At 55.8% G+C, this 18,858-nt stretch carries 21 protein-coding genes, 2 pseudogenes and 1 riboswitch; of the genes and pseudogenes, 10 read left to right on the top strand and 13 right to left on the bottom strand.

The window, feature by feature from the left end; translation table 11 throughout:
• Window positions 1-112 precede the first annotated feature (112 nt).
• Window positions 113-1,282, top strand: coding sequence for a TDT family transporter (locus ASF66_RS09925; RefSeq protein WP_010428856.1), 1,170 nt, complete (start codon window positions 113-115; stop codon window positions 1,280-1,282).
• Window positions 1,283-1,290: 8 nt separating this feature from the next.
• Here the strand turns inward: ASF66_RS09925 and ASF66_RS09920 are convergent, their stop codons facing one another.
• From ASF66_RS09920 to ASF66_RS09880, 9 genes are all read right to left on the bottom strand, one after another.
• Window positions 1,291-1,893, bottom strand: a complete 603-nt coding sequence (locus tag ASF66_RS09920; RefSeq protein ID WP_056843726.1) for a uracil-DNA glycosylase — start codon at window positions 1,891-1,893, stop codon at window positions 1,291-1,293.
• Entirely contained in the window at window positions 1,893-2,438 is a 546-nt protein-coding gene (gene ppa / locus ASF66_RS09915; protein ID WP_003317533.1) for an inorganic diphosphatase, read from the bottom strand. Before ppa ends, ASF66_RS09920 begins: the two co-directional genes overlap by 1 nt.
• 115 nt (window positions 2,439-2,553) lie before the next feature.
• Window positions 2,554-3,837 carry a phosphopyruvate hydratase gene (eno, locus tag ASF66_RS09910; protein ID WP_056843725.1) on the bottom strand — a complete coding sequence of 428 codons (1,284 nt, stop codon included), beginning with the start codon at window positions 3,835-3,837 and terminating at the stop codon, window positions 2,554-2,556.
• A 73-nt stretch (window positions 3,838-3,910) separates the two neighbouring features.
• On the bottom strand, window positions 3,911-4,252 hold the full coding sequence (locus ASF66_RS22680) for a hypothetical protein (protein ID WP_003317535.1): 342 nt from the start codon (window positions 4,250-4,252) through the stop codon (window positions 3,911-3,913).
• A gap of 94 nt (window positions 4,253-4,346) precedes the next feature.
• Window positions 4,347-4,613 carry a hypothetical protein gene (locus ASF66_RS22910; protein ID WP_056843724.1) on the bottom strand — a complete coding sequence of 89 codons (267 nt, stop codon included), beginning with the start codon at window positions 4,611-4,613 and terminating at the stop codon, window positions 4,347-4,349.
• A gap of 42 nt (window positions 4,614-4,655) precedes the next feature.
• The gene (locus ASF66_RS09895; RefSeq protein WP_056843723.1) at window positions 4,656-4,979 is read right to left on the bottom strand and encodes a DUF190 domain-containing protein; all 324 of its coding nucleotides are present in this window, start codon (window positions 4,977-4,979) and stop codon (window positions 4,656-4,658) included.
• A gap of 80 nt (window positions 4,980-5,059) precedes the next feature.
• Window positions 5,060-5,425, bottom strand: a complete 366-nt coding sequence (locus tag ASF66_RS09890; RefSeq protein WP_056843722.1) for a hypothetical protein — start codon at window positions 5,423-5,425, stop codon at window positions 5,060-5,062.
• The gene (locus ASF66_RS09885; protein WP_056843721.1) at window positions 5,422-6,768 is read right to left on the bottom strand and encodes a voltage-gated chloride channel family protein; all 1,347 of its coding nucleotides are present in this window, start codon (window positions 6,766-6,768) and stop codon (window positions 5,422-5,424) included. The genes ASF66_RS09890 and ASF66_RS09885 overlap by 4 nt, the downstream gene beginning before the upstream one ends.
• A gap of 79 nt (window positions 6,769-6,847) precedes the next feature.
• Window positions 6,848-6,920: riboswitch (Fluoride riboswitch) on the bottom strand.
• Window positions 6,921-7,015: 95 nt separating this feature from the next.
• Window positions 7,016-7,339, bottom strand: a complete 324-nt coding sequence (locus ASF66_RS09880) for a DUF190 domain-containing protein (RefSeq protein ID WP_005895494.1) — start codon at window positions 7,337-7,339, stop codon at window positions 7,016-7,018.
• 92 nt (window positions 7,340-7,431) lie between these two features.
• Here ASF66_RS09880 and ASF66_RS22025 point away from each other — a divergent pair.
• Window positions 7,432-7,776, top strand: a pseudogene (locus ASF66_RS22025) (DUF1264 domain-containing protein); the annotation flags it as partial.
• A gap of 115 nt (window positions 7,777-7,891) precedes the next feature.
• On the opposite strand, the gene ASF66_RS23235 reads toward ASF66_RS22025, so the two are convergent.
• Both ASF66_RS23235 and ASF66_RS23230 read right to left on the bottom strand, forming a co-directional pair.
• On the bottom strand, window positions 7,892-8,680 hold the full coding sequence (locus tag ASF66_RS23235) for a methyl-accepting chemotaxis protein (protein ID WP_410478370.1): 789 nt from the start codon (window positions 8,678-8,680) through the stop codon (window positions 7,892-7,894).
• A 69-nt stretch (window positions 8,681-8,749) separates the two neighbouring features.
• Window positions 8,750-9,511 (bottom strand): annotated as a pseudogene (locus ASF66_RS23230) (MCP four helix bundle domain-containing protein); the annotation flags it as partial.
• A 275-nt stretch (window positions 9,512-9,786) separates the two neighbouring features.
• Here ASF66_RS23230 and ASF66_RS09870 point away from each other — a divergent pair.
• The 8 genes from ASF66_RS09870 to ASF66_RS09840 all read left to right on the top strand — a co-directional run bounded on the left by ASF66_RS09870 (window position 9,787) and on the right by ASF66_RS09840 (window position 17,499).
• Complete coding sequence (locus ASF66_RS09870) at window positions 9,787-10,749, top strand: tyrosine-type recombinase/integrase (RefSeq protein WP_056843719.1); 963 nt, start codon at window positions 9,787-9,789, stop codon at window positions 10,747-10,749.
• A gap of 131 nt (window positions 10,750-10,880) precedes the next feature.
• Window positions 10,881-11,072, top strand: coding sequence for a co-regulatory protein PtrA N-terminal domain-containing protein (locus tag ASF66_RS22020; RefSeq protein ID WP_082484619.1), 192 nt, complete (start codon window positions 10,881-10,883; stop codon window positions 11,070-11,072).
• Window positions 11,073-11,200: 128 nt separating this feature from the next.
• Entirely contained in the window at window positions 11,201-13,030 is a 1,830-nt protein-coding gene (locus ASF66_RS09865; RefSeq protein WP_056843718.1) for a copper resistance system multicopper oxidase, read from the top strand.
• 5 nt (window positions 13,031-13,035) lie between these two features.
• Window positions 13,036-14,022 carry a copper resistance protein B gene (locus ASF66_RS09860; protein WP_056843717.1) on the top strand — a complete coding sequence of 329 codons (987 nt, stop codon included), beginning with the start codon at window positions 13,036-13,038 and terminating at the stop codon, window positions 14,020-14,022.
• Between the two features lie 61 nt (window positions 14,023-14,083).
• On the top strand, window positions 14,084-14,464 hold the full coding sequence (copC, locus tag ASF66_RS09855) for a copper resistance system chaperone CopC (RefSeq protein ID WP_080433820.1): 381 nt from the start codon (window positions 14,084-14,086) through the stop codon (window positions 14,462-14,464).
• Between the two features lie 2 nt (window positions 14,465-14,466).
• On the top strand, window positions 14,467-15,399 hold the full coding sequence (gene copD, locus ASF66_RS09850; protein ID WP_056843716.1) for a copper homeostasis membrane protein CopD: 933 nt from the start codon (window positions 14,467-14,469) through the stop codon (window positions 15,397-15,399).
• A 55-nt stretch (window positions 15,400-15,454) separates the two neighbouring features.
• Entirely contained in the window at window positions 15,455-16,141 is a 687-nt protein-coding gene (locus ASF66_RS09845) for a heavy metal response regulator transcription factor (RefSeq protein WP_056843715.1), read from the top strand.
• Window positions 16,138-17,499 carry a heavy metal sensor histidine kinase gene (locus ASF66_RS09840; RefSeq protein WP_056843714.1) on the top strand — a complete coding sequence of 454 codons (1,362 nt, stop codon included), beginning with the start codon at window positions 16,138-16,140 and terminating at the stop codon, window positions 17,497-17,499. Before ASF66_RS09845 ends, ASF66_RS09840 begins: the two co-directional genes overlap by 4 nt.
• A gap of 65 nt (window positions 17,500-17,564) precedes the next feature.
• Here the strand turns inward: ASF66_RS09840 and ASF66_RS09835 are convergent, their stop codons facing one another.
• Both ASF66_RS09835 and ASF66_RS09830 read right to left on the bottom strand, forming a co-directional pair.
• Window positions 17,565-17,888: a four-helix bundle copper-binding protein gene (locus ASF66_RS09835; protein ID WP_056843713.1), complete on the bottom strand. Its 324-nt coding sequence runs from the start codon at window positions 17,886-17,888 to the stop codon at window positions 17,565-17,567.
• Between the two features lie 297 nt (window positions 17,889-18,185).
• Window positions 18,186-18,647 (bottom strand): DUF411 domain-containing protein, encoded by a 462-nt coding sequence (locus ASF66_RS09830; RefSeq protein WP_056843712.1) that lies wholly within the window; start codon window positions 18,645-18,647, stop codon window positions 18,186-18,188.
• Between the last annotated feature and the right edge of the window lie 211 nt (window positions 18,648-18,858).

Raw genomic sequence — 18,858 nt, 5'->3', positions numbered from 1 at the left:
CTACCTTCTTAATAGGTCATATAAACCTATACTATCCGTTTTTACCGCTATTCCCATCAAGCTATACTTCAACCATGTCATATCGAAGGCACACTGAAGCGGGAGCGCGAAAATGAGTGAGACACGACTCGCAGCTATAATGGGCGGCAGCCATCCACTGGCGGCTTTGTCCAATCCACGAGAAGCGATCCGGCAGTTCACACCCAACTGGTTCGCCGCCACGATGGGCACCGGGATTCTGGCGCTGGCTCTGGGCCAACTGCCCTTTGTTGCGCAGTGGCCCAAAGCGTTAGGGGAAGCCTTGTGGTTTTTTAATATCGTGCTGTTTTGCCTGTTTACGCTGATGTACGCGAGCCGTTGGGTATTGTTCTTCGATGAGGCCAAACAGATCTTCGGCCACTCCACTGTATCGATGTTTTTTGGAACTATCCCCATGGGATTGGCGACCATCATCAACGGTTTTCTCCTTTATGGTTTGCCACGCTGGGGGGGTGGGGTAGTCGCTTTAGCCGAAGTGTTGTGGTGGATCGATGTCACCATGGCATTGGCCTGCGGGGTGCTGATCCCGTATATGATGTTTACTCGCCAGCAGCACAGCATTGATCAGATGACAGCGGTATGGCTGCTGCCAGTAGTTGCGGCTGAGGTGGCTGCCGCCAGTGGCGGTCTATTGGCTCCGCACCTCGCTGATGCGAGCGCACAGTTCACCATGCTCATCACCAGCTACGTGCTGTGGGCCTACTCGGTGCCCGTCGCCTTGAGCATACTGGTGATCCTGTTACTGCGCATGGCGCTGCACAAACTACCTCATGAAAGCATGGCAGCATCGAGCTGGCTGTCTTTAGGGCCGATCGGTACCGGGGCTTTGGGGATGTTGCTGCTGGGCAACGATGCTCCAGCAATCTTTGCTGCTCATGGAATGGCAAGCATCGGCGGCGTAGCCGAGGGCATTGGCTTGATCGGTGGTGTGCTGTTCTGGGGGCTGGGATTGTGGTGGATGGTATTGGCGCTGCTAATTACCGGGCGCTACTTCAGGGAGGGCATTCCCTTCAACCTCGGCTGGTGGGGCTTCACCTTTCCGCTGGGAGTGTACGCCGTAACAACCCTCAAATTGGGCTCTATGCTGCACCTCACGTTCTTTAGCTTCTTTGGCGTGGTGCTGGTGTTGATGCTGACTGTCATGTGGATGATCGTCGCGGCTAAAACCCTGGCTGGTGCCTATCGCGGCAACTTGTTCGTCTCGCCGTGTATCCACTCGCTGAGCAAGGCGAGCAAAACCTGAGCCTTTGGCTACTTGATCGACTGTTTGGCGTGACGCAGTGTGGACAAAATGCGCTGCCTAACATTCGGGTGAGTGCAAACAGAAAGGGGACTTGGGTGTGGCATTTCCAGCAATGAAAAATTAGGGAAGGCGAGCCGAACACGCGGTATGGCTTTCTGGGCAACACGTCCGGCAAACACGATAGTGACGAGATCAGGGAAAAGCGTCAGTAGCGTGATCAGCATCTCGATACCTTCCTCAATTTGCGCTCTGCGGAGCGGACCCTTGGGCTTATCGAGATCTGGTAACCAAGGGTACAAATTCCAAAGGACGGTTTTGTGACGTGCCAGTCCAACCTGCTCAATGAAACCTTTCAGGTTGCGTTGTGCAGGCCCCGGATTGTCTCTTGAGACATACCGTGGAAGACTGACCGTTCGAGCGGGCGATTCCAACAAGATCAATACCCTTGCGAAGACGCCGCCATCCAGTGGATCGAAATACGGTAATGTTCTTTCGCCCGTGGACTGGGCCATTACCCAGCGCGTCAATTCAGCAGTTTTCGGCAGCAGCAAAAAGTCTTCTCTTGCCTTCAGAGAAATTTCCTGCTCTGCGCTCTTCTGATTGAGTAACACTACTTGGAAGCCTCCTTCTTCAGGTTATAGGCCGCTACCGATTTACGAATATCTTCCCGCGCTTCGTCTGCGCTCCCCCAGCGGCCCATTTTCACCCACTTACCCGGCTCTAACGCTTTGTAGTTTTCGAAGAAGTGCTGAATCTGTGCGAGGAGTAACGCAGGGAGGTCAGAGCATTCCTTTACATTGCTGTACATAGAGCTGAGTTTTTCATGAGGCACTGCGATTACCTTGGCATCCGCACCAGCTTCGTCCGTCATGTACATCACACCTACTGGGCGACTGCGGATGACAACGCCAGGTGATACCGGGTAAGGGCAAATCACGAGGACGTCCAAAGGATCGCCGTCATCGCTCAAGGTATTTGGAATGAACCCGTAGTTAGCCGGGTAGAACATCGGCGTGCTGAGGAAGCGATCAACGAAGATCTGTCCACTTGGCTTGTCCACCTCGTACTTGATCGGCGAGTGGTTTGCAGGAATCTCGATAACGGTGAAGAAGTCATCGGGGATCGCGTTACCAGCTGGAATATCCGTGTAGCTCATGCTCATATCTCCAAGCGTCTAGGAAAGGCCAATGCCACTGACGTTTTTGCCAACAGCTATACGTGGTTCGTTTTTTTACGGTCACCAGTCCAACAGGTTTACCGGCGATAGGCCGTCAGCGCACGAATGCATCATGTCCTGCATAAAACGCACGGCTGCCAAGATACTCTTCTATTCGCAGAAACTGATTGTATTTCTCGACCCGCTCCCCCCGGCATGGAGCTCCTGTCTTGAGATGGCCAGTCCCCATCGCGACAGTCAGATCAGCGATGGAGCTGTCCACCGTCTCCCCGCTACGATGAGAAACCATCGCCCCCCAATTTGCCCCATAGGCCATTTCGATGGCGGCTTTGGTCTCAGTCAGCGTTCCGATTTGATTAGGTTTGATCAATACGGCATTGGCGACGTTTTCTGTGATGCCTCGCTGAATCCGTTCGACATTGGTGACAAATAGGTCATCTCCAACCAACTCGATCCGGTCACCCAGAGCAGCATTCAATAGCTTCCAACCTGACCAATCGTCTTCCGCGAGGCCATCTTCCAGTACCGCAATCGGATACTTGTCGACCCAGGAGGAATAGAGACTAATCAGCTCTTGAGCATCGACCTTACGACCCTCAGAGCGCAGATGGTAAAGCCTGTTTTCATAGAAGCCGCTGGATGCTGGATCGATAGCGATCTCGATCTGAGATCCAGGCGCGTAACCAGCCCTTTCGATTGCCTTGATGATCAGCTCAATGGCGTCTGAGTTTTTCTTGAGTGCCGGCGCAAAGCCGCCCTCATCTCCGACCGCAGTTGAATAGCCGACGTCCTTAAGCACCGCTTTCAGCTCGTGGTACACCTCGGCGCCCCATCGCAAGGCTTCCTTGAAACTGCCAGCCCCTGTAGGTGCAATCATGAATTCCTGAAAGTCAGGGCCTTGCCAGTTGGCGTGGACACCTCCATTGAGAATATTGAACATCGGGACGGGCATTCTTGCTGCTTGCTCGCCGCCCAGATATTGGAACAAGGGCAAGTTCAGCGCAGAAGCCGCCGCTCTGGCAACGGCGAGGCTCACGCCCAAGATCGCGTTTCCTCCAAGCCTGGATTTATCAGAGGTTCCATCCAGCTTAATCATAAAATGATCAATTTGTTCCTGGTCAATCGCATTCATGCCCCTCAGAGACTCAAGTATTTCGGTATTCACATTGCTAACGGCCTTTAACACTCCCTTGCCGGAGTACCGCTGTGTATCTTTGTCACGCAACTCAACTGCTTCGTGAGCGCCTGTAGAGGCACCGGACGGTACTGAAGCCCGGCCCATGGCGCCGCACTCCAAGGTGACGTCGACTTCAACGGTAGGGTTACCGCGTGAATCGAGAATTTCACGTGCATGAATGGCCTGGATTTGCGTTTTCATTGATCTTCTCCAAGTAACGATTCGGGAGCGTCATTAACCATTTGAATCCGTTGAGAGGCCTCTATGTCGGACGTCAGCTCTCCATGAGTATCCTGAACAGCTGCACTGCCGACACCGCAATTGCGGGAACCAAGAAGCCTCCAATAATTAGTTCAGGAATCTCTCCCACCAAGGGCATGAACTGCCCTCTTTTTGCCATCTGGAAAAGCTCCATCATTTGGTTTGAAGCAACCATTACAGAGCAGCAATACGCCGTCTGGGCTTGTAGCCTGACGCGCCTTTGATTTAGCAGATGAAAGGTCAGCAAGGACACTCCAACGCTTACGATGAAAAGCGCGGCGAACTCATAGACGGATCCTGTGAAAAACCTGCCCATCACAAGCCCGAATACGATGCTCAGCGTCACTGCGCTCATGTGGTCTCCCAATTCTCTAAAATGATTTTGATGAGCCGACGTCGGTGAGCTCCATTTCGCGATCTCATCTTTGGATTGCCAACCGCCATCGCGCTCAATGTTGCTGTGCTCTCAGCTCGTAGCCCGGTACGCAGGTCTGGGCTACGTCGGCCTTGCAGGACTTTTCACTGGGCATACGCATCGTGACTAATGCGCCTTCGAGCGGGGTGACGACGTACCAGTCTTCGCTCGATACCCTTTGGCTGCCTGCGATGCCGGCCAGAAAAAGTGACCAGAAAACCAGTCCTACGAGAAGCGGCTTGTTGTCACGAGCCCAGTTAGCAGGGGCTGGCTGTGGACGTAGGTTATAAACTCGGTACATGGCGTTTATCCTTTTTACTGGTTGTCCAACAAGGTGCGCTTTTTAGTCTTTCGCCTGGCCCACTCGACCGTATTCGATGGGCAATTTGATATAGCTCAGTGAAAACGACTCCTTGGCCAATGCCTCCAGCAACCTGTCGCACCCAATTTCATCAGTGGACATAGTCACCGTGACGGGATGATCGGCACCGCTGAGGAAATGCGCCGTATGCAAATGCCCCAAATGATCTAGCCCCTCCGTACCGCTCACCAACGTCGCACCCAGCGCGCCCTCTCGCTTGGCGAACTCGACCAACCACTCTCCCAGTGGAAGGTGCTGGTAGTTGGTACCCTGTTCAGTGAAAAACGTCAGTTGAAAGCCGTTCATAGCTACATCCTCTAATGTCGCGAGTGACCGACGCTTCGGTCGGCCTTACCTCTTCATTTCCGAGCTGTTTTCAAACTGAATTACGACGCGTCAGTGAGCGGTAACTCACATAAGAGAAGAACTGCTCGCACTTTGCGTAACTCGTCAGCGTGGTCGCGCAGGAATGCGCGCAGCTTGTCCTCTGTATCTAGCAATTCCAGACACTGGGGATGACGCATATCGCCAAGCTCCGGGTGATGATGGGAGATGCGATAGCCTGGCAAATAACCTGCAGAAATCGTCTTGAGCATGACCTGCTCAATTTTTGCTTTTTGAGCAACTTTAAGGAGGTGCTGGGCTAGTGCAAGTGCGCTTAGGTGGTGCCAGAAGCTGGTCACGCGAGCCCGGCTAGCGCCAGGAAAATAGAGTTGCAAAGCTGTCAGGCGATCTTGGTGATGTTCAATCATTTCTCTTCCCCCGCAAGAGTCACTTTCCGCTCGCTGGCGGATTCACTTTGAGCATGAAATTGCTTGATATCAGAGAGCCGGATTTCCTCCGGAAGAGGACGGTGATGCTTGCTGTGGCCGACGCGCTGGGCGTGATAGATCCCGGTGTGTCCGGATACGAGGTAACTTGCGATACAGGCAATGGCTGCAAGCGGAGCAATTTCGGGCCCGAAGAGCTCCATGGCCATAACGATGGTTGCCAGTGGCGTATTAGCTGCACCGGCAAAGACGGCGACAAAGCCGATACCAGCCAGCATGCCGAAGGGAAGGTGCAAGACGGGAGCCAGCGCATTCCCCAAGGTGGCACCGATGTAAAACAGCGGTGTCACTTCACCGCCTTTGAATCCAGTGCCCAAGGAGACAATGGTGAACACCATCTTTCCAAGCCAATCCCAAGGGGCCATTGGCATTTGAAAGGATTGGACGATGCTCGGAATGCCCAGCCCGATGTACTTATCAACGTCGATGTAATGGTTACTACCGAGCGCCCACACTGAGACTGCGATCAGCAGGCCGCCGGCGAAGGGTCTTAATGGTGAATAGGTGATAAGCCGCTTAACGAAGGCTCCGAGCTTGTGGGTTGCAGTCGCGAATAGCAGGCCGGTAAGGCCAAAGATAATCCCAGCTGCCACCACAGCCATGACGCTCCACAGCTGCACCGGAACCACTTCGCCAATGACGTAATGCGTGTGAACCACGCCCCAGGCTTGCCCCACCTGGTCAGCAACGATTGCCGCAACCACGCAAGGGAAAAGCGCGTCGTAACGCATACGTCCAATGGCCAATACTTCAAGTCCGAATAAAGCCCCGGCAAGAGGGGTGCCGAAGACGGACGCAAAGCCAGCACTGATACCGGCCATGAGAATCACCCGACGGTCTTCGCGGCGCAGACGGAAGACATGCGTCAGTTGATCGGCAAGGGCACCGCCCATTTGCACCGCCGTCCCCTCACGTCCCACAGATGCACCAAAAAGGTGGGAAACCACGGTTCCAATCAGCACCATCGGCACCATGCGCAAAGGCACGATCTTCTTAGGATCATGGATCTCATCGATGATCAGGTTGTTTCCGGCATCAACGGGTTTGCCTATCAAGTGATATGCAAGTCCCACAGCAAAGCCAGCCACTGGCAGGAGCCAGATCACCAAAGGATGGGTTTCTCGCCACTGGGTGGCATGATCCAAGGAAAGGAGGAATAACGCAGAAGCAGAGCCTGCCAAAAGAGCTACAAGACCTGCAAGCGCAAGCCATTTCGCTATATAGGGCAGTAAGTCGAGTTGTTCAGGTCGTCGAAATTTAGACATTTGGCCAGCCACAAAAAAGTAAGTGGGCCTGACCAAAAAGGGAATCTGAGCGCGAACGCCTACAGACCTGATTGATCAGGTTTCTGTAGGCATCATCAGCTGCTACGGGCGCAGCGGTTGGTTAATGGAGGAATGCCATCTCCAATGCGCCGAGCTTAGCTAGGTCTGTCCAAAATGTAAAATCGTGTTTCGGATTACGAGGCAAGCGAAGGCGTCTTCGAGTCACCGCTTATGAAAGAGGGCCAAACTAGGTGACCTCTGTTCCGACGAAGCCCAGCTCGACTGGGGTTTTTATGTAAAACAACGAGATATCTTCAAGCTCCAATCGCTTGAATAACTGTTCAGATTCGTCCTCGGTAATGGCCATACGAATTTCGGTAGGCTGATCCGCTAGTTCAAAAAAATGCGAGGAATGCAGCCGGCCGGTATGCCCAAAGCCTTCGATACCTGTGGACAGGGTCGCACCCCGCAGTCCCATTTCTTTCGCCAAATCAACGACCCAGTCGCCGAGCATCTTTCCCTGATAGCGACGATTCTGTTGAGTAAAGAAAGTCACCAGAAAACCTTTCATATTCCTCTCCTCAGCGCGTGCTGATTATTTGATAGGACAGAAGCCCGGCAGCCGTCATTACCAGCGAGCCCACGACGTGTATTGCTGACCGGGTGGAGCGACTGGCTCATACCTATGGCAAGACGTGGCACACCTGGCACACCTGGCACACCGATCAAGACAAAACACTTCCCCTAGGTGTTCCACAACTGATGATGGGGATCACAGCTGACGGCCAGGCTGATCCCGCAATGCAGCAACAACGCAACCAACGCTTGGGAATCGTCAAGTCGGCAATCAAAGCTCAACGAGCCGATATTCAGATCCCCAAAGCAGATCCAGGTGCGGATGGATGGCAGCATGGGAAGACAATTCAGATCAATGATCCTACGGGACATCTTCACGGGCCCGCAACGTCACCCACCCCACAAAACACAAACAGCCGATCAACCCAATAGCCAATAGACTGTGCAATCCCTGCAGGCTCAGGCTCAGGGAGGACGGTACATCGCCAGACAGTCTAGGTCCGATATCCAAGGACATCGGACGAGTCCGCTGACGTACGTGAATACCTTAAACCTTGAAACGATTGACCAGCTGATTCAGATTAACCGCAAGCTTCGACATCTCGTTGCAAGCGCTTGCAGTCTGGCTTGCACCTGCAGAACTTTGGGAGGCCAGCTCGCGAATGCTAACCAGATTGCGATCGACTTCCCGGGCGACGTGCGCCTGTTCTTCCGAAGCGGTGGCGATGAGAATGTTACGCTCGTTGATGCCCGTAATAGCTGTCGCGATCTGGTCAAGCGAACTGCTGGCATCGCCTGCGACGCTTAGGGATTCTGCAGCCAGTTCTCTGCTGGTGGCCATCGCCTTCACGGCCTGGTCAGAATCGTTCTGAATGGCCTGAATCATCTGCTCAATTTCTTGCGTAGACACTTGCGTGCGGTGAGCGAGGGCTCGAACTTCGTCGGCAACGACTGCGAAGCCTCGGCCTTGTTCACCCGCCCTAGCGGCCTCGATCGCGGCATTGAGCGCAAGCAGATTGGTCTGCTCAGCAATGGCTCTGATCACCTCAACCACTTTGGAAATGTTCTGTGCACGATTGGACAAGCCAGTGATCTGCTCGCTGGTGTCGCGCACGTTGCTCGACAGCTTTTCGATGGACTTAAGCGTCTGCGATACACGCTCCAAACCAACCTCCGTATAGCCCTGACCTTTCCTGGACTCTTCGGAAGCTGATTCGGCATTGCGTGCTACCTCGTCCACTGCAGCGCTCATCTCGGTGACAGCAGTTGCAGCCTGATTTACTTCATCATTCTGCGACACCAGGCCAAGGCTGGATTGCTCAGTCACCGCGGTCATTTCTTCCGAGGCGGCAGCCAGTTGGGATGAGGAGTCAGCGATCTGCATGATCGTGCTTCGAAGGTTCTGCTGCATCGTGGCCAACGCGCTCAAAAGCCTGCCTGCCTCGTCGGTACCGCTTACCTCAACCTCCTTCGTCAGGTCGCTTGAGGCAATGCGTTCGGCGACGCTAAGGGCGCTCCCGATGGGCGACGTAATCGTTTTGGTTAGAAGAGTTGCCAAACAAAGAGTCAGGAGCGCGACGAAGATAATCAGGCCGATGACGATGTAAAGACCTGAATCATAAACTTGCGTCGCTTGAACACCGGCAAGCGCAGCGCCTTTGTTATTGAATTGTGTTAATTCCTCGACCTGAGTTTCCATTTGGTTCGTGAGGGGACGTATACCGGTAGCGACGAGTTTGACAATCGAAGCGGTGTCGCCTGCCTTCAACAAAGGTTCCAGCAGATCCAGTTGGCTTGCGTAATCGTCGTAGGACTTTTTCACGGCCAAGAACAACTGTCGCTCCTGGTCACTCGCAATGAGGGTCTCATAGTTATAGACCGCATCCTTCATGGCTTTCCGGTAGGCAGGAAATTTGACGATGGTCTGCTGAACGGTTTGAGGATCGGCAACGGCCCGCTGGGTCTCCAACCGGACGCGAAGGACGGTGGAGTTCATCATCGCGGTTTGCCGAATACTGGGTAGCCAATTCAGTTCGACATCCTTTTCCGTATCGCGAAGCTTGCCCATCTGCAGTATGGCGATGACGCCCAAGACCACGACCAGCAAAATGATGGCCGAAAAAAACAAGGTGGCGCGTGGAGCGAGGTTTATATTTCTGAGCCGCATAGGACTTCCCACTGCAAGATGGCCAGAGGCCTGGTCTTGAAGCTATCGGCTAGAAATCGTGAAGGATTATGGCTGTTCGTCAGCTCGTTGACACCACGTCCCCCGGCGGCGCATGCGTACCATTGTCGGTTATGGCCGTTACTTACCAATGTAAGAAATACGTTATCACCAATTATCACCGTTTATCGGTTTCGGAAACATCGTCATCATTAAGCGTTGCTTTAGTGACTGAGGACATGAGCATTGATCGCAAGACAGCCAAGCATGAGAAATTTATGCAAGAACTGACGAAGTCCCATCAGAATGATCAGCGCCGGCTCACGTCAGTCGAATTCCAGACGCTGGCCCGGGTTCCGGCCGCAGTCGAGTGGTTTGCCAACTTCGATAACCCTCGCACACGACGCGCCTACCAAAATGACCTCAAGGACTTCTGTGGTTTTGTCGGATTGGCTTCAGCGGATGAGTTTCGCGTGGTGACCCGATCACACGTGCTGGCCTGGCGCGCCCAGCTCGAGCATCGCGGTTTGGCCGGAGCCACGATCCGACGCAAATTGGCCGCACTGGCCAGCCTGTTTGATCATCTCCTGGAGAGCAATGCAATCGCCGGCGGCAATCCGGTGCACGGGGTTAAACGTCCCAAGATAGAAAGCAACGAAGGCAAGACGCCGGCACTGGGCGATCACCAGGCCAAGGCGCTGCTCGAGGCGCCGGACGAAACCAGCCTGAAAGGGCTGCGGGACCGGGCGCTACTGGCTGTTCTTCTCTACCACGGGCTGCGCCGCGAAGAAGCGGCGCTGCTGCAGGTGAGCGACATTCAGGATCGCCGCGGGATTCAACACCTCAAGGTGCATGGCAAAGGCGGCAAGGTGCGATACCTGCCGTTGCACCCGGTGGCGGCCGGGCGCATTCATCAGTACCTGGAAAGCTCGGGCCATCATCTGGCGGACAGGAAGGTGCCGCTCTTCATCCCGTTACGCGGCAAGCTGACCGGTGCGGGCATCACGGCCAACGGCATCTACACCGTGGTGGCGGCTTACGCGAAAAAGGCCAGGATTAAAGTCGACGGCCTGGGGGTGCATGGACTCAGAGCAACCGCCGCCACCAATGCCCTGGAGCATGAAGCCGATATTGCCAAGGTCCAGGCCTGGCTGGGACACGCGAACATCAGTACAACCAAAATCTACGATCGGCGAGAGAACAGGCCTGAGGATTCACCGACTTATAAGGTGAAGTATTAACCACCATTTGGTGGCTTGGTTAACGCTCAACCTGACTTTTTTGTAACCCTCAACTCAGCCAACTGAAAGCCTCTACTCGTTACCTTGGGCCCAGCGGCATGTGCCGCCTTCCCAATACAAGGTAACTCGTCATGAACCTGTCCAAAGCTGTACTCCTTACCCTCGCATTCAGTATTTCCTCAGTCGCCTATGCTGAAGGTGGTGCCGACCGCGTGTTCGCTCGAATGATGGATGCGCAACAAACAACCCTAAACAAAAAAGCTGAGGCGCAACTGGCTTCTGCAAATACTAAAAAAGCTGAAAGCTCTAAGGCATGTTGCTAACCAACCCGGGGTTTCAAGCTTACAGAAATGTAATCGCGCCGCTTACGATGCTGTGACATCGTCCACTCCAGTTCGTTAAACCCAACACACGGCTTAGTTGCCGTCCTTGCCTACCTGGACCCGCGCGTATGGAATCAAGAACTTCTCGACGTACTTTCGTCAAGGGCCTCGCGGCTGCCGGCGCGCTAGGTGGGCTAGGCTTATGGCGTTCGCCCAGTTGGGCGGCGTCCGGCTCGCCGGCGCTCAGCGTATTGAGCGGTACGGAGTACGACCTGTCTATTGGCGAGATGCCGGTAAACATCACCGGCAAACGTCGCACAGCGATGGCGATCAACGGCGGGCTGCCGGGTCCCTTGCTGCGCTGGAAAGAGGGTGACACGGTTACGCTCCGGGTACGCAACCGACTCGACGCTGCAACCTCCATACACTGGCACGGCATTATCCTGCCGCCAAACATGGACGGCGTTCCAGGACTGAGCTTCGCAGGCATCGAGCCGGGTGGCGTGTACGTCTACCAGTTCAAGGTCCAACAGAACGGGACGTACTGGTACCACAGCCACTCCGGGTTTCAGGAGCAGGTGGGGGTGTATGGCCCGCTCGTCATCGAGGCGAAGGAGCCCGAGCCTTTCAAGTACGACCGTGAACATGTGGTGATGCTGACCGACTGGACGGATGAAGATCCCGTCTCGCTGATGCGTACCCTCAAAAAGCAGTCCGATTACTACAACTTCCACAAGCGCACAGTCGGTGACTTCGTCAACGATGTGGCTGATAAGGGTTGGGCCGCAACCGTCGCGGATCGCAAGATGTGGGCCGAGATGAAGATGAACCCCACGGACCTTGCGGACGTGAGCGGGGCCACCTACACGTACCTGCTCAATGGTCAGGCCCCCAATATGAACTGGACCGGCTTGTTCCGTCCTGGCGAAAAGCTGCGCCTTCGGTTCATTAATGGCTCGGCTATGACGTACTTCGACATCCGTACTCCAGGCCTGAAAATGACCGTGGTAGCGTCGGATGGCCAGTATGTGAACCCGGTTGAGGTCGATGAATTACGCATCGCGGTGGCCGAAACCTTCGATGTGATCGTTGAGCCCACTGCCGAGGCGTACACGGTCTTTGCTCAATCCATGGATCGCACGGGCTACGCCCGCGGCACCCTGGCCGTGCGGGAAGGCTTGGTAGCCCACGTTCCCCCCCTTGATCCTCGTCCGCTGGTCACGATGGACGATATGGGTATGGGTGGTATGGACCATGGCAGCATGGGCAGCATGGATTCGGGTGCCGACGTCGGCATGCAGACCATGAGCAGCATGGGGGGCAATTCTATGGCCGCCATGGACCACAGCAAAATGTCGACCATGCAGGGTATGGACCACGGCGCTATGTCGGGCATGGACCATGGTTCGATGGGCGGCATGGACGGCATGGTGATGCAGAGCCACCCTGCCAGCGAGAAAAACAACCCGCTGGTGGACATGCAGGCCATGAGCCCCACCGCCAAGCTGAACGATCCTGGCCTGGGCCTGCGTAATAACGGGCGCAAGGTGCTCACCTATGCCGACCTTAAAAGCACTTTCGAAGACCCTGACGGGCGTGAGCCGAGCCGGACCATTGAGCTGCACCTGACGGGGCACATGGAAAAATTTGCCTGGTCGTTTGATGGCATCAAATTCGCGGACGCTCAACCTCTGGTACTCAAATACGGCGAGCGGGTGAGAATCGTGCTGGTGAACGACACGATGATGACTCACCCGATCCATCTGCATGGGATGTGGAGTGACCTGGAAGACGAGGACGGAAACTTCAGGGTGCGCAAGCACACCATCGATATGCCGCCAGGCTCCAAGCGCAGCTACCGTGTCACCGCCGATGCGCTGGGGCGCTGGGCCTATCACTGTCACCTGCTCTACCACATGGAGATGGGTATGTTCCGCGAAGTACGGGTAGAGGAGTGAAGCCAATGACTGTTTTGAATCGACTCCACGTTTGTTCACTGCTCGCGGTCACCGGCCTGGGAATGCTCCCAGTGGGCGTGTTTGCGGCAGAGGCCGCTATGCCGGGCATGGACCATTCTCAGATGCAAGGCATGGATCACTCCAAAATGCAGGGCATGGACCACAGCCAGATGCAGGGCATGGATCATTCCAAAATGCAGGGTATGGACCATAGCCAGATGCAGGACATGGACTCGGACATGACGACCATGGCCCCCAGCAAGCCTGCGGCACCTACCCAAAGCCGCACGCCTATTGCGCCTGTCACCGATGCCAATCGGGCAGCGGTCTACCAAAGTGCCAAAGGCCACACTGTCCATGACGAAGCGGCTAATTACTTCCTGCTGTTCGATCAACTCGAATGGCAGGACGCCGACAACGGCAGCGTCCTTAATTGGGACGTTAACGGCTGGGTGGGTGGTGACATCGACCGGCTCTGGATTCGCTCCGAGGGCGAACGTACCAACGGCAAGACCGAATCGGCCGAGCTGCAAGCGCTGTGGGGCCATGCGATCAGTCCTTGGTGGGATCTGGTCGGCGGCGTCCGTCAAGACTTCAAACCAGGCTCGCCGCAAACCTGGGCTGCATTTGGCCTTCAGGGCCTGGCCTTATACAACTTCGAAGCCGAAGCGACTGCGTTTCTGGGTGAAGGCGGCCAAACTGGCTTAAGGCTGGAAGGCGACTACGACATTTTGCTGACCAACCGGCTGATTTTGCAGCCCACGGCGGAGGTTAATTTCTACGGTCAGAGCGATCCTCAGCGCGGTATCGGCTCTGGCCTGTCTGAAACCGAAGTGGGGGTGCGTTTGCGTTACGAAATCTATCGGGAGTTTGCCCCGTACATTGGTGTCACCTGGAACCGCTCCTACGGCAATACAGCCGACTTTGCCCGCGAGGAAGGCGAGGACCGCAGCGAGGCCCGCTTAGTCCTGGGTGTGCGCATGTGGTTCTGAGCCGTTCTAGTCTGAAAATCTGATCCCCACGAACGGCCTTTTTGGGCTGTAAGGAGTTCGCATGTTGTTGAACCGCACACGTTTCGTCACGCTCTTTGCCGCTGGGATGCTGGTCAGCGCACTGGCCCAAGCCCACCCCAAGCTGGTGTCTTCGACTCCGGCTGAAGGCAGTGAAGGCGCGGCCCCTGGTAAGATCGAGCTGCATTTCTCCGAAAACCTGGTTACCCAATTTTCCGGCGCGAAGCTGGTAATGACGGCGATGCCAGGCATGGAACACTCACCGATGGCAGTCAAAACAGCGGTGTCAGGCGGCGGTGACCCCAAGACCATGGTTATCACCCCGGCCGCACCTCTGACGGCGGGCACCTACAAGGTCGATTGGCGGGCAGTGTCTTCCGATACGCACCCGATTACCGGTAGCGTGACGTTTAAGGTCAAGTAAACATGGAAGATCCGCTCAGCATCGCAGTTCGTTTCGCGCTGTATACCGATTTGATGATGCTGTTCGGGCTGGCCCTCTTTGGCCTTTACAGCCTACGCGGCGCAGAACGCCGCTCGGGCGCCGTATTGCCTTTCAGGCCCCTGCTGAGCGCGACCGCTTTGATCGGCCTGCTGTTGTCGGTTGTCTCCATTGCGCTCATGGCCAAAGCCATGAGCGGTGCGTCTGAATGGCTAGAGGCTGTGCCTCACGTCGAGATGATGGTGACGCAGACGGAGCTTGGCACTGCCTGGCTCATCCGCATGGCCGCACTGGTGGGGGCTGCGGTGGCCATCGCCTTCAACCCTCGGGCGCCCATGGCAAGCCTGCTGATGGTTTCGCTGTCGGGAGGTGTGGCCCTGGCGACCTTGGCGTGGACAGGCCATGGGGCTATGGATGAAGGCTCCCCGCGCTTCTGGCACTTCTGCGCGGACATCCTTCATCTGTGGTCCTCGGGCGGCTGGTTCGGCGCGTTGGTGGCTTTTGCACTGATGCTGCGGCCTAACAAGGTCGAATCCCTACAGTCAGTCCAAGTGCTGTCGCGCACGCTCAGCGGTTTCGAAAGGGCCGGCGCGGTGATCGTGGCGATGATAGTCCTCACAGGCGTGGTGAACTATCTGTTCATCGTCGGTCCCCAGGTCAGTGGCGTGGTGAAAAGCACCTACGGGGTGTTGCTGCTGGGCAAGCTGGCACTGTTTGGCCTGATGCTCGGATTGGCCTCGGCTAACCGCTTTGTCCTGAGCCCGACGCTTGAACAGGCGGTCCACCGGGGCGAGTACACGCGAGCGGCCCGCTCGATCCGCTACAGCATGGCCCTGGAGCTGGGCGCCGCCGTCCTGGTGCTGGGCCTGATTGCCTGGCTTGGCACGCTGTCCCCTGAGATGGAAGCGGGGATGTGAGTGTGCCTGGTCCTGTTTTGCCGTCACACTGGCCCGGTGCCGTGGAGAGTCGAACATGAAACTGCTGGTCGCCGAAGACGAACCGAAAACCGGGATTTATTTGCAGCAAGGCTTGCGGGAGGCCGGCTTCAATGTGGACCGCGTGGTCACCGGCACGGATGCCGTTGACCAAGCGCTCAATGAAGCCTATGACCTGTTGATTCTTGACGTGATGATGCCGGGCCTAGATGGCTGGGAAGTCATCAGACGCCTTCGCACCGCTGGCCAGTCCGTACCGGTGCTGTTTCTGACCGCACGCGACGGGGTAGACGACCGGGTCAAGGGCCTGGAGCTGGGTGCCGATGATTATCTGGTCAAGCCGTTTGCCTTTTCAGAACTGCTGGCACGGGTGCGAACGCTGTTACGGCGCGGCAGCAGCAGCCTGCCGGTTCAAACGAGCCTGCAAATCGGAGACCTTCAGGTGGATTTGCTCAAGCGTCGGGCGACTCGGGGCGGCAAGCGAATCGACCTTACGGCCAAAGAGTTCACACTGCTGGAGTTACTGATGCGCCGGCAAGGTGAGGTGCTGTCCAAATCGCTGATAGCCTCCCAGGTCTGGGACATGAATTTTGACAGCGACACAAATGTCATCGAGGTGGCCATACGGCGGTTGAGGGCCAAGATTGACGATGACTTCGAGGCGAAACTGCTGCATACCTGCCGGGGAATGGGTTACATGCTAGACGCGCAGGACGAAGGATGAAGCCTGGCTCACTCACCTTGCGCTTGAGCCTTCTGTTTGTGGTCGCGGTCGCCGTCGTCCTTATTATCGTGGGGGTCGCCTTCAACGAACTGAGCCGTCACCACTTCCGCGCCCTGGATGCGCAGACGCTGGGAGAAAAGCTGGAAGCGATTAACCAGATCGCCAAGGAATCAGACGCGAACCCGGAACTGGTTAAGGCGCGCTGGCACACCCTCTTGGGAGCCCATCCTGACCTCAGCGCTGTATTTCTGAAGATCGATGGGAAACCTTTTTTTGCAGAACCTCCTCAATCAGCAGCGCCATCGCTCACGCAGGCCACCCAGCGCGATGGTGTCTGGGAGTGGGAAAACGAAGGCCGCATGTTCAGGGCTCTGACCGCCTCAGTATTGCTGCCCACTGCCAGCCCACCGTTGACCGCCTGGCTTGTCCTGGACGTGACCACGCATATGCACTTCTTTGCCATGCTTGAACGCTGGTTTTGGAGCGTTCTGGTGGCCAGTACCGTGTTGAGCGCGGCCCTAGGGTGGCTGGTTGCCAAGAGTGGACTAAGGCCGGTGGCCAAGGTGACCCAGACCGCCGCCTCAATGTCCGCTGGCTCGCTGAAGAAACGCATCCCCTTGGAGCCAGTACCGGATGAGTTGCGTGAGTTGATCACCGCGTTCAATTCCATGCTTGGTCGCCTGGACGATTCCTTCGTGCGCCTATCGAATTTTTCCGCTGACATTGCGCATGAGCTTCGTACCCCGATCAGCAACCTGCGGACCCACACCGAGGTGATCCTGGCTAAAAAGCGTTCCCCCGAGGTGTATGAAGAGAATCTGAGCTCCAACCTGGAAGAGCTCAACCGTCTTTCGGGAACCATCGACGGCATGCTGTTCCTAGCCAAGTCCGATAACGGACTAGTTGTGCCCGAGCCTGTTGAACTGGACCTGAGAACGGTCATCAGCAAGCTGTTCGGCTATTACGAGTTTCTGGCCGAGGACAAGGGGATTCAGCTGCAAGCATCAGGCAACGCCTCTATCTTCGCGGACAGCGTGATGGTCGACCGTATCGTGTCAAACCTGCTGTCCAATGCCCTGCGCTACACGCCGTCAGGGGAGACTATCAAGGTCAGCATCCACGACCACGGAGGGCGGGTAGAGCTTTGGGTGGAAAACCCTGGTCCCGAAATAGCCTCGCAGCACCTGGACCGCATCTTTGACCGATTCTACCAGGTGGACCCTGCGCGGCGAGAAGGCGCCGGGAATTCGGGGTTGGGGCTGGCGATTGCCCGGTCCTTGATGCAAGCACATGGCGGCACTATCTCGTGTACGTCAACTAGCCGCCGAACAGCCTTTATCCTAACGTTTGTGCGCTAGGGCAATATTAAGATCGTACAGCCTCGCACGGCGGCTATGCTCGGGCCTCCTAGCCAAACGCTGGCTTAGGCCGCCATCGCCTCACAGGCCTGAGCGCATGCATGGCAAGCCTGAGCGCAATGCTGGCAGTGATTGGCCTCGTGATTGCCGCACTCGTCTGCGCAGGCTTTACAGGCCTTTGCGCACAGGGCGCAGAATTCTTTGGCCAAAGGACTTTGGCGTGCCATCAAAGTCGCCGCGAGCCTGCACATATCTGCGCAATCCCTGTCCAGCTTTATGCAGTTCGCCATCATTTGAACATCCTGCTCTTGCAAGCAGGCTGAAGCACAGCTTTCACAAGCCATTGCACAGCGTAGGCACTCTAAAATGCAATCATCATAGCTGTTCATGAAGTAATCTCCGGGGTTGACGGTCGATTTAGACGTTGAACTCAATGCCTTCTTCTCAAGGCACAGTAAGTCCGACTGATCCAGGCATTACGAGTTTCTCAAGTTTTATTACATTTCTGTAAGGTAAGGCAAAGGCTACCTATCATTAGCTTGTTAGCTCAATGGAGATCACTTGCTGCAAAGCAGTTACCAGACCAACCAAATAAGTTTTCGCCTATCGACTGCTCACCCTCCCATTAGCCAGGCGTCGCTGTCGTCCCGCTAAGTCGGCACAAGCCCAGTGGGCGTGGAGAAGAGTCATTGCGATGGGTAGTCAGCCACCACCTCCTGCTCGCCGGTTTTCTTCAGGCCAATGATTTGATAAGCGCTTTTGTGGCCAGTTTCCATGCCGGGTGAGCCCATTGGCATGCCGGGTGCGGCCACGCCGATCAGGTCGGTCCGGCGTTGAAGCTCAGCGATTTGTTGCACCGGTACATGGCCCTCGATGAACTTGCCGTTTACTACGCCGGTATGACACGACATTAATTTATCAGGCACACCCAGTTTGGCCTTCACCGGGCTCATGTTTTCTACGAGATGGTCATTGACCGTGAAGCCATTGTCCCGCAGGTAAGCAATCCACTTGGAGCAGCATCCGCAATTGGGGTCCCGGTACACCTCGATTAAGTGCGCAGGAGCGGCTTGCGTCACTGACGCGACCGCCAGTGCCATGGCTGCGACAGTGCGCCGTCCAGCGGTAGTAAGGCTTATGAATTTCATGTGCGGCCATCCTATAAACTGAGTGATTTGCAGCTTAGCTTGCCTCAATGAGCTAGAAAAATGGAGTAATCGGCGCTTGAGCTTTTTGACTGCTCAAGCGTTTGCATCAGTACCCGACGTCATGCCATATGTTTTTTGGACAGGGTTGATTCAACGCACCATGCTTCGGTCGCTGCTTAATCAGTGTAAGAAATACGTTATCACCAGTAAT

Source organism: Pseudomonas sp. Leaf129, from assembly GCF_001423465.1.
Lineage (GTDB): Bacteria > Pseudomonadota > Gammaproteobacteria > Pseudomonadales > Pseudomonadaceae > Aquipseudomonas > Aquipseudomonas coleopterorum.
Note: the sequence above shows the minus strand (reverse complement) of the source record. Positions and strands in the feature narration are given on the sequence as shown.

What these genes read in the sequence shown, in the direction of transcription:
- copD (WP_056843716.1), top strand. Translation starts at nt 14,467, where the DNA reads ATGGAAGATCCGCTCAGCATCGCAGTTCGTTTCGCGCTGTATACCGAT.
- ASF66_RS09885 (WP_056843721.1), bottom strand. Translation starts at nt 6,768, where the DNA reads ATGTCTAAATTTCGACGACCTGAACAACTCGACTTACTGCCCTATATA.
- ASF66_RS09835 (WP_056843713.1), bottom strand. Translation starts at nt 17,888, where the DNA reads ATGAACAGCTATGATGATTGCATTTTAGAGTGCCTACGCTGTGCAATG.
- ppa (WP_003317533.1), bottom strand. Translation starts at nt 2,438, where the DNA reads ATGAGCTACACGGATATTCCAGCTGGTAACGCGATCCCCGATGACTTC.
- ASF66_RS09830 (WP_056843712.1), bottom strand. Translation starts at nt 18,647, where the DNA reads ATGAAATTCATAAGCCTTACTACCGCTGGACGGCGCACTGTCGCAGCC.
- copC (WP_080433820.1), top strand. Translation starts at nt 14,084, where the DNA reads ATGTTGTTGAACCGCACACGTTTCGTCACGCTCTTTGCCGCTGGGATG.
- ASF66_RS09870 (WP_056843719.1), top strand. Translation starts at nt 9,787, where the DNA reads ATGCAAGAACTGACGAAGTCCCATCAGAATGATCAGCGCCGGCTCACG.
- ASF66_RS22680 (WP_003317535.1), bottom strand. Translation starts at nt 4,252, where the DNA reads ATGAGCGCAGTGACGCTGAGCATCGTATTCGGGCTTGTGATGGGCAGG.
- ASF66_RS09880 (WP_005895494.1), bottom strand. Translation starts at nt 7,339, where the DNA reads ATGAAAGGTTTTCTGGTGACTTTCTTTACTCAACAGAATCGTCGCTAT.
- ASF66_RS09840 (WP_056843714.1), top strand. Translation starts at nt 16,138, where the DNA reads ATGAAGCCTGGCTCACTCACCTTGCGCTTGAGCCTTCTGTTTGTGGTC.
- ASF66_RS09895 (WP_056843723.1), bottom strand. Translation starts at nt 4,979, where the DNA reads ATGAACGGCTTTCAACTGACGTTTTTCACTGAACAGGGTACCAACTAC.
- ASF66_RS09865 (WP_056843718.1), top strand. Translation starts at nt 11,201, where the DNA reads ATGGAATCAAGAACTTCTCGACGTACTTTCGTCAAGGGCCTCGCGGCT.
- ASF66_RS09845 (WP_056843715.1), top strand. Translation starts at nt 15,455, where the DNA reads ATGAAACTGCTGGTCGCCGAAGACGAACCGAAAACCGGGATTTATTTG.
- ASF66_RS23235 (WP_410478370.1), bottom strand. Translation starts at nt 8,680, where the DNA reads ATGACCGCGGTGACTGAGCAATCCAGCCTTGGCCTGGTGTCGCAGAAT.
- ASF66_RS09860 (WP_056843717.1), top strand. Translation starts at nt 13,036, where the DNA reads ATGACTGTTTTGAATCGACTCCACGTTTGTTCACTGCTCGCGGTCACC.
- ASF66_RS22910 (WP_056843724.1), bottom strand. Translation starts at nt 4,613, where the DNA reads ATGTACCGAGTTTATAACCTACGTCCACAGCCAGCCCCTGCTAACTGG.
- ASF66_RS09925 (WP_010428856.1), top strand. Translation starts at nt 113, where the DNA reads ATGAGTGAGACACGACTCGCAGCTATAATGGGCGGCAGCCATCCACTG.
- eno (WP_056843725.1), bottom strand. Translation starts at nt 3,837, where the DNA reads ATGAAAACGCAAATCCAGGCCATTCATGCACGTGAAATTCTCGATTCA.
- ASF66_RS09890 (WP_056843722.1), bottom strand. Translation starts at nt 5,425, where the DNA reads ATGATTGAACATCACCAAGATCGCCTGACAGCTTTGCAACTCTATTTT.
- ASF66_RS22020 (WP_082484619.1), top strand. Translation starts at nt 10,881, where the DNA reads ATGAACCTGTCCAAAGCTGTACTCCTTACCCTCGCATTCAGTATTTCC.